This window comes from Leptospiraceae bacterium (assembly GCA_015075105.1).
Lineage (GTDB): Bacteria > Spirochaetota > Leptospiria > Leptospirales > Leptospiraceae > JABWCC01.
Genome location: JABTUZ010000002.1, coordinates 376,706 through 390,264, shown reverse-complemented (window position 1 = coordinate 390,264; position 13,559 = coordinate 376,706). Strand labels below are relative to the sequence as shown.

Here is a 13,559-nt window from a genome sequence, read left to right as displayed (position 1 = left end):
AGCCGGGCTGTAAAATAAATTCAGGAGGAATTTATTTGAAAGCCGATTCCCTCCCGAGGCAAAATTTTATATTCGATTAAATCCTTTTAAGATTTTCATTAACTCGCTTATTGCAGAATTACTTTTTCCTTTTTGAATATCTGAGACAATGCAGTGTGTTGCGTGGTCTTCTATTAAAACCATTGCCATAGATTCAAGCGCAGATTTTGCCGCATTGATTTGAGTTAGAATATCCGGGCAATACCTGTCGCTTTCGATCATCCTGTGAATTCCCTGTATTTGCCCTTCTATTCTTTTAATCCTTTTTAAAATGTCGGATTTATTTTTACGATCTACGTGCCGACCTAATTTATTTTGAAGATTATAAGTCTTAGGCAACCTCGTACCCTGCATCCACAATACTTTCCTTTATCTTTTCAGCTTGCACTGTATTTTCTTCAAAAGAAACACTTACCTTTTTATTGAGAAGTGAAACCTCAACTTCTTTCACTCCCGCTAAGGCTTTTAAAGATTTCGTGATTGTATTCACACAATGCCCACAACTCATTCCGTTTACGTTGAGTTCTAAAGTTTTCATAAGTTTACTCCTTTTAGTTTTGGTTTCCATCTTTTAAATAATAAGCTATTTGTAATCACAGATACGGAACTCATAGCCATAGCTGCACCAGCTATCATAGGGTTTAACATACCAAGCGCAGCTAAAGGTATTCCTATTATATTATAAAAAAATGCAAAGAAAAGATTTTGTTTAATTTTTTGAATTACGCTTTTGGATAATTGGATTGCTACAGGAATTGAAATCAAAGTATTTTTAATTAGGGTTACATCAGCTGTTTCAATAGCCACACCAGATCCAGAGCCGAGAGTAAATCCAATATCTGCCTCAGCCAAAGCAACAGAGTCGTTTACACCATCTCCTACCATTGCTACGAGAGTATTGTTTTGTTTTAATTCTTTAATCTTATTTGCTTTCTCTTCGGGTAAAACTTGGTATAAATATTTTGTGATTCCAAGCTCGGAGGCAGTTTTTTCTACTGATTCTTTAATATCTCCAGATAAAATTATGGGAGTAATACCCATAGATTGGATAATCTGAATAGAGAAGAGTGCATCTTTTTTGATTTCATCTTTAAGATAAACTAAACTTAATAGACTATTTTCATCGGAAAGGTAAACCCTTGTCCCAGAAAATTCTTTCTTCGGGTCGCTAAATTGTTTTGTATTTTCTGTAATAAATAGTTTTGAGCCTAAGAAATATTTTTTCCCGTTTATGATACCGGACGTTCCTTTTCCATGGTAGTTATGAAACTCACTAACTTCCAAGAGTTGAATGCTTTTCTCTTTTGCGTAATTTAAAATAGAGAGTGCCAGAGGATGGGTAGAGCCTTGTTCAAGAGTAGAAAGAATTTCTAAGATTTGAGTCTCTGTCCTATTTGAATAGTTTTCCATTTTACTTACAGTGAAATTTCCTTCCGTAATCGTTCCTGTCTTATCAAATACCATGGTTTGCACAGACCCGATTTTTTCTAAAGATGTAGCGTCTTTGATTAATATTCCGAGTTCAGAGCCTTTTCCACTCCCTACCATGATTGCAGTTGGAGTAGCCAAACCCAAAGCACAAGGACAAGCAATCACTAAAACAGAAACTGCATTTATTATAGAGCTATTCAAATCTCCTGAATAAAAGTACCAACCAAGAAATGTAATCACTGCAATTGAAACTACAGTGGGCACAAAAATTTCTGAAATTTTATCTACAAATTTTTGGATTGGTGCTTTTGACTCCATAGCTTCTGTAACAAGCTGTACGATTTTAGATAGATAGGTTTTTTCTCCAACTTCAGTGGCTTGTACTTTTAATAAACCGTTTAAGTTGAGTGTACCTGAAAATACTTTATCGTTTATAGTTTTTGGTCGGGGAATGCTTTCTCCTGTGAGCATGGACTCATCCAAAGAAGAGCTACCTTCTAAAATAATTCCGTCCACAGGAATGCTTTCACCGGACTTCACTAAAAAAATATCCTTAACTTGTATTTCGTCTGTGGAAATTTTCAAAATTTCACTATTTCGAATAACACTTGCATTTTTAGGTTGAAGTCTGATTAGCTCCTCTAAGGCAGAAGATGTTTTTCCTTTTGCGCGCTCCTCGAGTAACTTTCCTAATCGAACCAAAGTAATCACTGTAGCACTCGCTTCAAAATATAAGTGGGAATTTATATCTCCATAAATGGTGTAATACAGACTTAATAAGTAAGCCATTGTAGTTCCAAGTGAAACTAACACATCCATATTGGCTGACTTAGATCGCAAAGAATAGAAGGCACCTTTGTAAAATCTAAATCCTGCAATAAATTGTACAGGGGTTGCAAGGATCAATTGGATGAGTGCTGGTATAGAAAAATGGATTCCTAAAAACATGGTAAACATTGGAATCATTAATGGAATTGTAAGTATTGCAGAAAAAATAAAAAACCCTAACTCTTTTTTAAAAAGGAGTTCTCTTTTTTTTGAAATCTCTGATCTATAGTTTGATACAATTTCTCGAGCCTTATAGCCGGTTTTTTCTACCGCTTTTTCTATTAAAGCAATATCTTTTTTTCCGTCTAAAAAGTGGATCGTAGCTTTTTCAGAAGCGAAATTGACCTCTGCTTTTATACCGGGAATTTTATTCAGGTTTTTTTCAATTCGGTTTGAACAAGCAGTGCAGGTCATCCCTTCTATTTGAAATTGAGTCAGTGCTTCTTTCATAATTGCATTATACCATAGTGGGGTATAGTATGTCAAGGATTTTTCAAAAATACTATATTAATTTTTGAGAGAGTCATTATTGCAATTGAACTAAATAATATATTTGATATATTGAGTTGGCAATTATTCTGTCTTGGTCTCAGGTGCTTCAAACAAAATCATCTTGACACAGAACAAGGAAAAAATAAGGTTTTTATATTTTTACAATAGATGAAAATTGGATATTTGTTCAAAATTAGATAGTAGGTAATATGGCATTAAGTTGGAATGAAATTAAAGAACGAGCAGTTCAGTTTTCTAAAGAATGGGAAAATGACTTTAATGAAAGAGCCGAGGCGAAGTCTTTTATGGATGCGTTCTTCCATGTGTTCGGGATCAATAGAAGGCGAGTTGCAACATTTGAATTAAATGTAAAAGATGAAAGCGGCAAACAAGGATTTATCGACCTTTTATGGAAAGGGAAAATTCTAATTGAATTCAAATCAAAAGGCAAAGATTTGAATAAAGCCCATGAACAGGCTAAGGGCTATTTTCCTGGATTAAAGGATAATGAATTGCCCCGATATATTTTAGTTTCTGACTTTACAAATTTTCGTTTGTATGATTTAGAAAGCCTACAGCCGACTTCCTCCGATGAAAGAGTTGTTGAGTTCAAACTGAGTGATTTAACAAATAATGTCCAACACTTTGCTTTTATTGCAGGCTACGAGCAAAAAATCTATGAAGAGCAAGACCCTGTAAATATCAAAGCCGCCGAGCTAATGGGTAAACTCCATGATCGTTTAAAGGATATTGGATATACGGAGCATCCATTAGAAGTGTATCTAGTAAGAGTTTTATTCTGTTTATTTGCAGAAGATACTATGATTTTTGAGAAACAAGCGTTCCAAGACTACATAGAGCAACGAACAAATGAAGACGGCTCTGACCTCGCCGCAAAGTTACATGAAATATTTCAAGTTTTAAATACACCAAAAGAAAAACGATTTAAAAATATTGATGAGCAATTAAATAAATTTCCGTACGTAAATGGAAAGTTGTTTGAGGAAGTTTTACCCATTGCCAGCTTCGATTCTAAAATGCGTTATGCGTTATTGGAATGTTGCCACTTGGACTGGAGTTTGATTTCTCCCGCTATTTTTGGCTCGATGTTCCAAGCGGTAATGAACAAAGAAGAGCGAAGAAATTTAGGAGCGCATTACACTAGCGAGAAAAATATTTTAAAATTAATTGAACCACTTTTTCTTGATGAACTTTATGAAGAGTTTGACTCTGTTAAGGGGAATCGTAATAAGTTAATCGACTTTCATAAAAAGTTGGGGAATTTAAAATTTCTAGACCCAGCTTGTGGTTGTGGTAACTTCTTAGTAATCACGTATAGAGAATTACGGTTATTAGAAATCGAAGTATTAAAGATACTAAGCAAGAAAGAAATGTTTACGAATATCAAAACCGTAGTACTGATTGACGTAGATCAGATGTATGGAATTGAAATTGAAGAATTTCCCGCGAGAGTGGCTGAGGTAGCAATGTGGCTAATAGACCACCAGATGAATCAAAAACTAAGCAAAGAATTTGGAATGTATTTTTTGAGACTTCCTTTGCAGAAAGCAGCAAATATAGTTCATGCCAACGCTCTTAGAACAGATTGGGGTATTCTTTTAAGACCTAGGATTATAGAAACGTACTTTTACGACATGGGCAAAAAGGAAGTGTCCGGTAAAGTCGAATACAGTAGGGACAAGATACATCTTGTCTCTGATTATTCGTATATACTGGGAAATCCACCGTTTGTGGGATCACGCAGTCAATTAGATAGGCAAAAAGAAGATACCGAGATCGTATTCCACGGAGTCAATAACATTGGCGTATTAGATTACGTAGCATGTTGGTACTATAAGGCGGCGAAGTATATCCATAATAAAAAAATCTCAGTTGGATTTGTTTCAACCAATTCCATTGCACAGGGAATACAAATTTCTTCTTTGTGGAAAACATTAATAACGCAAGAAAATATAAAAATCCATTTTGCACACCAGACATTCAAGTGGAGTAATGAAGCAAGGGGCAAGGCAGCAGTCTATTGCGTAATTATTGGATTTGCAAATTTTGAGATTTCAAAAAAAAGATTGTTTGAATATGAAACTGTTACAAGTGAAGCTATGCAAAAAATTGTCACTCGGATCAATCCATTTTTGTTAGAAGGAAAAGATATTTTTATCGAACCACAAACAAATCCAATTCAAAAAGTTCCAAAGATGATGAAAGGAAATGCGGCAATTGATGATGGAAATTTTCTATTTTTCACAGAGGAAGAAAAGAATGGATTCGTTCAAAAATACCCTGAGCAAGCCCGTTTAGTAAGGATATTTATTGGTTCTGATGAGTTGATCAATTCCTATCATAGATATTGTCTTTGGTTGAAGGAGGCAACTCCCAAAGATATTAAAGAAAATCCTGAGATAAAAAAGAGAGTCGATAATGTAAAAAAGTTTCGAGCGGGCAGTAAAAAACCAGCAACAAGAAAATGGGCAGAATATCCTACTCTTTTTATGGAAGATCGACAACCAGAAACGGATTACCAAATGATTCCCGTTGTCTCCTCAGAATTTAGAAAATACATTCCCATTGGTTTTTTGCCTAAAGAGGTTATTGCCAGTTATTCTTCTTTTATTTTGCCAGACGCGGGTCTTTATGAATTTGGAATTATTTCCTCTCTTATGCACAATGTTTGGATTAAAAATGTTTGCGGGAGGCTAAAAGGTGATATTCGCTACTCTAATACATTGGGTTACAATAATTATCCGTTTCCAAGTAATCTAAATGAGAAGCAAACCAAAGCCATTGAAACTTGCGCCCAACGCGTGTTAGACGTTAGAGAGGAATTTCAATCCCTCTCTATTCTTAGGAGAGAAACTAAAGGTGAAGCAAGCCAACTCGGTAAAAATTTGGGAGATATTAGTTCCCTTGCTACTTTGTATGATCCTCTCTCCATGCCACCAAAACTAACGAAAGCACACCAAGAATTGGACAAAGCAGTGGACTCTGCCTACCGTTCAAAGCCGTTTACAAGTGAAGCAAAACGCATGGAGTTCTTGTTTGAGTTGTACGAGAAATATACTGCTGATTTGTTTTCAAAAGAAAAGATTAATGCGATTAAGTAATAATTTCAAGTGCTCAAAATTTAATTTACCTCCATAACAAACAGCGTTAATTAAAAACTTTACTCTATATTTATAAAAAATTTTATGGTAAATAGGCCGGGAATCAGGAGCCATGAAATGGTACAAAAAAATTCTACGAAAAAAAGCAACACCTCTTATAAAAGAAATGTTTTGAATAAAAAAGAATTCTCTGATAGCAATAAATTGCATTCTAAAATAAAAGCGAAAAAATTCAGAGAGAAAGTTGAACCCGAAAAATTTATACCTCAAGAAAAAATTCAGGAAATTATTGAAATTATTCGTGAGTACTCTATGGGGCATGAAATTGCAAATGCAGTCACTCATGGAATAGGAGGGGGTTTAAGTATCGCAGGGCTTTCTATCCTTGTTACTATTGCTGCAATATACGGTGATGTGTGGAGGGTCGTCAGCTCTGCTATTTATGGAGCGACATTGGTAATGCTTTATCTTGCCTCTACACTTTATCATGGTATTTACCATTGGAGAACAAAACAAGTTTTTAAAATAATTGATCACGCAGCCATTTATTTACTCATTGCTGGGACATACACTCCATTTACTTTGGTCAGCCTTAGAGAGAATTCCAACACAGGCTGGATTTTATTCGGAATAATTTGGGGGCTTGCACTAACAGGTGTAGCTATAAAGGCAGTGTTGCCCGGTAGATTTAGTGTTCTTTCGGTAGTTGTGTATATTATAATGGGTTGGCTTTGTTTGTTTGCGTTAGGCGACATTCGTAGGGCGATTGGATTTGGTGGAATGGTCTGGCTTGTGAGTGGGGGCTTGAGTTATACCTTAGGTGTTATTTTTTATGCTTGGAATAAGTTGCCGTTCAATCATGCGATCTGGCATTTATTTGTGCTTGGGGGGAGTATATGTCATTTTTTTGCAATTCTATTTTATGTGTTGCCGTTGTCGAAATAATCGACTTCAAGCAGAATTTACGAGCAATAAAAGGATACCAAGTAAGAGGTAGCACACGAATACAAATTCTAAAATAGCTTTATTGAAAAAGAATTTTTAAAGTAAGGAGTCTTTACCCTTGTAGAAATAATAGGGGTAAAAAATTATGTTCTGTACAAAGAATTTTACCGAAATTATAAAAGTGAAATCTATTTAGAGAATTAGAAAAGATTTCCTCTATGTAAGGGTGGGATGTAATAAAATGAAAACTATTAAAATAAAAGAAGATAAAATCAAACCAAAGTTGAGCTTTTTAAAAGAAAGTTATTCTGATAAAGTATGGTATAGAAATTTATCCAAAAGACCGGGAATAGAAAAGCAATTTCCTTATTTTAAAAACACAAAATCTACGGAAAAAGTTTAACTCTAATGACTCCTACGGAATTAGAGGAGTTAAACAAAAATCTAAAATTTCTTCATGAAGCGATTGCTGCAGGAGGAATAGAAAATGGGTACAAGTTTGTGTTATTTTCTGTTCCAATCGTTGGGATTGTCTTTGGTTGTACATTACTTTTTTTCTTATTTTACTGGAATCATAAAGAAAAAATAGAATTAATTCGGTCTAATTTGTACAAGCCGGTATTTTTTGACATTAGGATGCTTTCCTTTTTTGTTGGACTTTTGTTGACGTTTACAGGTTTTGCTTTATCTGTAGTATTTATCGTGGTTTTGGGAAAATCCCTTGCCATGTTAGGAGGGTTAGTTCCATTAGCGATTGGCTTAGGTCTATTGACTTACTACAAACTTCGTCCGTAGTCCAAGAGCCAAAGAATCTCTGCAATCCGAAAGATTGGGAGACAATTCAAAAAGTTCTTTCAGGACATTATTCAGAATTTCATATTTTGATGGATAAATATCAAGGCATGGTGTTTTCTCAGGCCATGAAATCTATCGGAAACACTGATGAAGCAGAAGATTTAACACAGGAAGTATTTACAAGAGCTTTTGAAAAACTTTCTACTTTCAAGGGAGAGGCTTTATTTTCAACTTGGGTGTATAAAATTGCACAAAATGAAATTATAAGAAGATATAGAAAAAATATAGAAGTACCTTTAACAAAACATGAAGACTTAGATTCTATGAAGTTAAGCTCCAACGAGAGGCTGACTAAAGAAAAAAATTCTGTAACACCTGAATTTCATTTTATTAAAGAAGAGTTAAGAGATAGGATTCGAGATATGCTCTCTGAATTGCCATCATTGTATAAGAAACCACTTTTGTTGTATTATTTTGAAGAAATGTCCTATAAGGAAATTTCAGAGCGAATGAATTTAAAAATGAATACTTTGAAAAGTTATATTTTTAGAGGAAAAGAAATTTTAAAGGAATGGCTAAAAGATGAGAACAAACTCTAAACCCGTTTTAAATTTTGGTAAACCGGATATTTTTTCTGTATATAGTGATGCTCCTGTGGGAATTCAAAAAAGAATCAAAGCTCAAACTCCTCCCTTTGCAGTATTAAAGTATATATTTTTTTCTCTTGCAGTTTTATTTTTCTCTCCTATATCAATTTTGTTTTTCAGGAATGATGTTATTGAGAACGACAATCTTTTGATAATAACCTTAGGAACTGTTTGCGCTATTTTTTCTTTATATTCCATCTTAATCGGGATCTATTTGTCAAAGGTAAAAATTCCTTATTTACAGGAATGGAAGGATAAATTAGGATATATAGAATGAAAGTTATTAGTATTTTTTTTGTAGGTATTTTATTTTTTCAGAACTCTGTATTTTCTGAATCAAAAAAAAAATTGGATTATAGAGAATTTTTAAATCTATCGGAGTCGGATATTTATCCGGTAGTTTCTAAGCTGTCAAAAGAAGAAGCAGCGACCCTAATTTCTGAAATCCGAAAAGACGCGAGAAAATCTTATCCTAATATTGATAAATTCTACTTACTTATTTCTCATTTAGAAAGTATAAAAGCAATTTCTGAAGAAGAATCCAGGCTAAAAAGTCTGAATCTTGTGTATTTGCTTGCGTTAGTATTATTCGTGGTATTACTCGGATTTGTATTGTTTCGACAAAGAAGCTATATCAAAGAAGTAAACCAATATTTGAAGTAAGTCTTCTTGAAGATTTATGTCGCAAGTTCTAAATTCTATTTCGACTAAACAAATTTTAAAAAAAATATTTTGACTATTTGAGGTTTATTTTTTTATCAAAATCATTATACGAAAAAACTATGATATTTGCTTGCCAAGAATTTCTTTATTTTAAGAGTGAATATAGAATCATTCCAAAATATATTACATTGATTTAGGTGGAAAATAAAAGATGGATAATACCCTTTTAGTCGGAATTGATGTTGGCTCAACAACAGTTAAAATTGCAATCATAGAGCCTAATAGTACTGATAAAGTAATTTACCATCGTTATATAAGACATAATGCCTCTCAAGTAGAGACTGTTTATGATATATTAAACTCAGCTCACGACCATTACCCAAACCATAACTTTAGAATTGCAATTTGTGGAAGTGGTGGAATCGAAATAGCAAGGACTTTGGGAGTATTTTTTGTTCAAGAGGTTGTAGCGAATAGTATAGTTATCAAAAGAAAATACCCCGATGTAAAGACAGCTATTGAGCTGGGTGGACAGGATGCAAAATTAATCTTTTTTACAAAAGAAGAGTCAACCGGTCAGACTATTGTATCGGATATGAGAATGAATGGTAGTTGTGCGGGTGGGACAGGTGCCTTTATAGATCAAATTGCAGATTTATTAAAAGTTCAACCAGAGGAATTTGGTCAATACGCTTTGAACGGAAAGAGAACTTATGATATTTCGGGAAGATGTGGAGTATTTGCAAAAACAGACATACAGCCGCTTTTAAATCAAGGTGTTTCCAAAGACGATATTGCACTTTCCGTGTTTCATGCAATCGCTAAGCAAACCATTGGTGGACTTGCACAGGGAATGGAGATCAAGGGGCCTGTGATTTTTGAAGGAGGACCCTTGACCTTTAATAAGGCGCTAATCGAAGTATTTATAGAAAGATTGAGCTTAACCCCGGAAATGGTGATTGTGCCCGATCATCCTGAAGTATTAGTGGCTTATGGTGCAGCTTTAGCTACAATTGACATGTTTAGCGATAGAGAATCGCTCTATAAAAAAGGAAACTTAGAAGCTCTGAAAAATCCGATTCGAGCCATCACTCCAAAAGATGGACAATTGAATAATTCTTTTTTTAAATCAGAAGAAGAATTTAACGAATTCAAAACACAATACGCTCTACCGACTTTTCGCTCCTACGCTGACAATTTATTTGATAGCCCTCCTCATGAGTTGGGTATTTATATTGGTATAGATGCAGGCTCCACTACAAGTAAGTTTGTGTTTTTAGATGAAGGCGGGAATTTAGTAGATAAGTATTATAGAAATAACGATGGTGAGCCAATCGATGTTGTAAAAAGAGGACTACTCGATCTAAGAAAAAAATATGAATCGAGGGGAGTTGCATTAAAAGTATTGGGTGCAGGTTCTACTGGCTATGGTGAAATGCTTTTTGCCAATGCGTTTAATGTAGATTATCATACGGTAGAGACGGTTGCACATACTAAGGCAGCAGTTAAAATTTGTCCGGACGTTAGTTTCATTCTTGATGTAGGTGGTCAGGATATGAAAGCAATTTTTGTACACAATGGGATTCCGACTAACTTCCTTTTGAATGAGGCTTGTAGTGCTGGTTGTGGATCATTTTTGGAAAATTATTCTAAATCGTTAAAAATCCCTATCGCAGAAATGGCAGATCTTGCGTTTAGCTCGAAAGAGCCCTCTAAATTGGGTTCAAGGTGTACTGTTTTTATGAACTCATCTATTATCACTGAGCAAAAAAATGGCAAAAGTATAAATGATATTATGGGCGGACTCTGTAGGTCGGTAGTTGAGAACGCTCTTACAAAAGTACTTAGAATTTCTAATTTAGCCATACTCGGAGACAATATTGTAGTGCAGGGTGGTACTTTTAAAAATGATGCAGTGCTTCGAGCATTCCAACAAAAAACGGGTAAGGTCATCGTTCGTCCGGATCACCCCGGAGAAATGGGAGCTATCGGAGTTGCACTGCTAACAAAAGAAAAAGTTGAAGAAGAAAAAGAAAAAGACATTTCTTATCAATCTAAGTTTATCACTTGGGAGGAATTAGAAAATTTTCAATACGAAAAAATGCCTGCAAGTATTTGTACTTTTTGCTCCAATAATTGCAATCGCTCTATCGTAAAGTTTTCCAATAATGCCCATCACGTAACGGGGAATCGCTGCGAAAAAGGAGAAATTATTGAGGATCCAAAGTCTCCCGAAGTAAAAGCAAAAGTTAGAGCAATAGCACAAAAAATTAAATCTATCCCTGATATGGTTGTTTATAGAGAAAAACTTTTATTCAGTGATTTTGAATATGTTCAAGTCGATACAGACAAAAATCAAACTATAGGTATTCCTAGAGTTTTGGAATTCTATAACAGTATGCCATTTTGGAAAACATTCTTTCGCTCTCTCGGCTACAACGTATATATTTCTACTTCTACTTCTTATAAATTGTTTGAAAGCGGACTTGGGTCAGTTTCATCGGATACAGTTTGCTTGCCTGCAAAAGTTGTGCACGGACACGTACTGGATTTAATTGCAAACAAAGTAGATAGAATTTTTAATCCTATGATTTTGAAGGTTTTAAAAACAAATAAGTCATCCGAAAATTCTTGGATGTGTCCAGTGATCCAAGGGTATAGCGAAATTGTAAGGAAAAACGACGAGCCTGAAACAAAACATGGGATTCCTTATGATAACCCTCCGTTTCAATGGGAAAGTGTAAAGTCAAGAGACAATCAAATTGTTAAGTATGGAATAGAAAAACTCGGCTTAAAAGAAAAAATAATTCGTAAAGCAATAAGCAATGCAGATAGAGCAACTCAAATGTTTCAAAATGAATTAGAAAATAAAAGTCAAGACGTTCTGGACTCATTAGATGACTCTACCGATTTTGCTGTGATACTTGTCGGGCGACCTTACCACGATGATCATTTTATTAACCACGATCTTTCAACCCACTTTACAAGACTTGGAATTCCTGTACTTGAAGTGAATGCGTTGCCTGGAATAGACAAGGTAGAATTGAAAGGTGTAAGAGTTGACACGAATAATGAATTTCACACAAGGGTTTTTTCTGCTGCACTTATGGCGTTAAAGAATCCAAAATTAGAAATAGTGCAAGTCGTTAGTTTCGGATGCGGACATGATGCAATTATTAGCGACGAATTGGAAAGACTACTCAAAGAAAATGGAAACAAGATGCCTTTGGTTTTGAAGTTGGATGAAGGCGATAATAGAGGACCTATTGGAATACGAGTGAAATCTTTTATTGAAACTATTCAGAATAAAAGAAAGAGAAAAGAAGTAAATGCAAAGTAAAATTAAAGAAAAAAAACAACCCATATTTACTAAAGCCGATAAAAAACGAAGAAAGGTAATCATTCCCAATCTGTATCCCGAGTTTTCCGTAATCAATCAGACAATCGGAAAAAAGTTAGGCTATAATTTGGTAATTGTGCCTGCTGCAAATGAAGAAGCAGTTGAGCTTGGTAAGAAATATGTACACAACGATATATGTTTTCCGGCACAGTTGAATACTGGAGAGCTATTGCTTGCTTTAAAAAATAGTACTGAAGACAGAGATAAACTCGCCGTAGCTCTTTCAAAAAAGTGTAATGCTTGCCGGGCTTTGCAATATTTTGTTCTTGTCAGAAAGGCGTTAGACGAAAGCGGTTTTGAAGATATACCTATCGCTACAAACGGAACAGACCTTGAAGATGTTCACCCTGGATTTAAGTTAGGAATACGATACAATATTTATGCTCTTCAAGCAATGCTCTATTTAGATGCGTTATACGATATGAGGCAACGCATTATTCCTTATGAATTAAAAAAGGGAGAAACAGAAGAGGTATTTAAAGATTATTTAACAAAAGGGATGAAAGCATTTGAGAAAGGTCTGTCTCCAATGTTGAATGTATTGAAAGAAGCCGTAGTTGCATTTAATAAAATTCCTCACGATAGAAATGTTAAGAAGCCAGTTGTAGGTATTGTAGGGGAGATTTTAGTAAACTACCACCCTACTGCAAATTATAACTTAGTAAATTATCTTTTAGAAAATGGTATGGAGCCTTGGCTCCCCCCTATATTGGATTTTTTTAGACAAGAAGTCGTAAATATGGAAGAAGCCGCAAAACACAAATTCAATACCTACCCTTTAGTGGATAGAATTTCGTCTTATCTACTTGGAATTCTATTTAATTACTATATTCGAAAAGTAGAAAAAATAAGAAAAGATTTTATATATTTTAGTCCAAAACCTGACATTCGTGAGTTAAGCCATAATGTAGAAGGAATTATGGAGCAGGCTTTCAATTCAGGAGAAGGTTGGCTTTTACCTGGGGAAATAATAGCCATGATAAAAAAGGGAGTCAAGTCTTTTGTGATTGTTCAGCCTTTTGGATGTTTGCCAAATCATATTTCAGGTAGAGGAATGATTAAAGCAATTAAAGAGAAATTTCAGAATATTCAAATTTTATCTTTAGACTATGATCCTGATATAAGTGTTGGAAATATTGAAAATCGACTTCAGATGCTAATAATGACCGCAAGAGAGTTGGTCAAAGAGTCTTAGAG

General features: G+C 34.6%; 10 protein-coding genes and 1 pseudogene. 8 read left to right on the top strand and 3 right to left on the bottom strand.

Annotated features, from left to right (window positions below):
• Positions 1-66 precede the first annotated feature (66 nt).
• From HS129_11835 to HS129_11825, 3 genes are read right to left on the bottom strand one after another with little or no spacing between them, the layout of a single operon-like run.
• Positions 67-393 carry a metal-sensitive transcriptional regulator gene (locus HS129_11835; protein ID MBE7412729.1) on the bottom strand — a complete coding sequence of 109 codons (327 nt, stop codon included), beginning with the start codon at positions 391-393 and terminating at the stop codon, positions 67-69.
• Entirely contained in the window at positions 371-577 is a 207-nt protein-coding gene (locus HS129_11830) for a heavy-metal-associated domain-containing protein (protein MBE7412728.1), read from the bottom strand. The genes HS129_11835 and HS129_11830 overlap by 23 nt, the downstream gene beginning before the upstream one ends.
• Entirely contained in the window at positions 574-2,748 is a 2,175-nt protein-coding gene (locus tag HS129_11825; GenBank protein ID MBE7412727.1) for a copper-translocating P-type ATPase, read from the bottom strand. The genes HS129_11830 and HS129_11825 overlap by 4 nt, the downstream gene beginning before the upstream one ends.
• 251 nt (positions 2,749-2,999) lie before the next feature.
• Between HS129_11825 and HS129_11820 the strand changes: the two genes are divergently transcribed.
• The 8 genes and pseudogenes from HS129_11820 to HS129_11785 all read left to right on the top strand — a co-directional run bounded on the left by HS129_11820 (position 3,000) and on the right by HS129_11785 (position 13,557).
• Positions 3,000-5,912 (top strand): class I SAM-dependent DNA methyltransferase, encoded by a 2,913-nt coding sequence (locus tag HS129_11820; protein MBE7412726.1) that lies wholly within the window; start codon positions 3,000-3,002, stop codon positions 5,910-5,912.
• A 117-nt stretch (positions 5,913-6,029) separates the two neighbouring features.
• A complete protein-coding gene (locus HS129_11815) occupies positions 6,030-6,857 on the top strand; it encodes a hemolysin III family protein (protein MBE7412725.1) in 828 nt (275 codons plus the stop codon).
• Between the two features lie 241 nt (positions 6,858-7,098).
• Complete coding sequence (locus HS129_11810; GenBank protein MBE7412724.1) at positions 7,099-7,260, top strand: hypothetical protein; 162 nt, start codon at positions 7,099-7,101, stop codon at positions 7,258-7,260.
• Positions 7,261-7,265: 5 nt separating this feature from the next.
• Positions 7,266-7,652 (top strand): hypothetical protein, encoded by a 387-nt coding sequence (locus HS129_11805; GenBank protein ID MBE7412723.1) that lies wholly within the window; start codon positions 7,266-7,268, stop codon positions 7,650-7,652.
• 89 nt (positions 7,653-7,741) lie between these two features.
• Complete coding sequence (locus HS129_11800) at positions 7,742-8,251, top strand: sigma-70 family RNA polymerase sigma factor (protein ID MBE7412722.1); 510 nt, start codon at positions 7,742-7,744, stop codon at positions 8,249-8,251.
• Positions 8,235-8,576, top strand: coding sequence for a hypothetical protein (locus tag HS129_11795; GenBank protein MBE7412721.1), 342 nt, complete (start codon positions 8,235-8,237; stop codon positions 8,574-8,576). Before HS129_11800 ends, HS129_11795 begins: the two co-directional genes overlap by 17 nt.
• Positions 8,573-8,962 carry a hypothetical protein gene (locus HS129_11790; GenBank protein ID MBE7412720.1) on the top strand — a complete coding sequence of 130 codons (390 nt, stop codon included), beginning with the start codon at positions 8,573-8,575 and terminating at the stop codon, positions 8,960-8,962. The genes HS129_11795 and HS129_11790 overlap by 4 nt, the downstream gene beginning before the upstream one ends.
• Before the next feature lie 211 nt (positions 8,963-9,173).
• Positions 9,174-13,557, top strand: a pseudogene (locus tag HS129_11785) (CoA activase).
• Positions 13,558-13,559 lie beyond the last annotated feature (2 nt).

What these genes read in the sequence shown, in the direction of transcription:
- HS129_11835 (MBE7412729.1), bottom strand. Translation starts at nt 393, where the DNA reads ATGCAGGGTACGAGGTTGCCTAAGACTTATAATCTTCAAAATAAATTA.
- HS129_11830 (MBE7412728.1), bottom strand. Translation starts at nt 577, where the DNA reads ATGAAAACTTTAGAACTCAACGTAAACGGAATGAGTTGTGGGCATTGT.
- HS129_11825 (MBE7412727.1), bottom strand. Translation starts at nt 2,748, where the DNA reads ATGAAAGAAGCACTGACTCAATTTCAAATAGAAGGGATGACCTGCACT.
- HS129_11820 (MBE7412726.1), top strand. Translation starts at nt 3,000, where the DNA reads ATGGCATTAAGTTGGAATGAAATTAAAGAACGAGCAGTTCAGTTTTCT.
- HS129_11815 (MBE7412725.1), top strand. Translation starts at nt 6,030, where the DNA reads ATGGTACAAAAAAATTCTACGAAAAAAAGCAACACCTCTTATAAAAGA.
- HS129_11810 (MBE7412724.1), top strand. Translation starts at nt 7,099, where the DNA reads ATGAAAACTATTAAAATAAAAGAAGATAAAATCAAACCAAAGTTGAGC.
- HS129_11805 (MBE7412723.1), top strand. Translation starts at nt 7,266, where the DNA reads ATGACTCCTACGGAATTAGAGGAGTTAAACAAAAATCTAAAATTTCTT.
- HS129_11800 (MBE7412722.1), top strand. Translation starts at nt 7,742, where the DNA reads ATGGATAAATATCAAGGCATGGTGTTTTCTCAGGCCATGAAATCTATC.
- HS129_11795 (MBE7412721.1), top strand. Translation starts at nt 8,235, where the DNA reads ATGAGAACAAACTCTAAACCCGTTTTAAATTTTGGTAAACCGGATATT.
- HS129_11790 (MBE7412720.1), top strand. Translation starts at nt 8,573, where the DNA reads ATGAAAGTTATTAGTATTTTTTTTGTAGGTATTTTATTTTTTCAGAAC.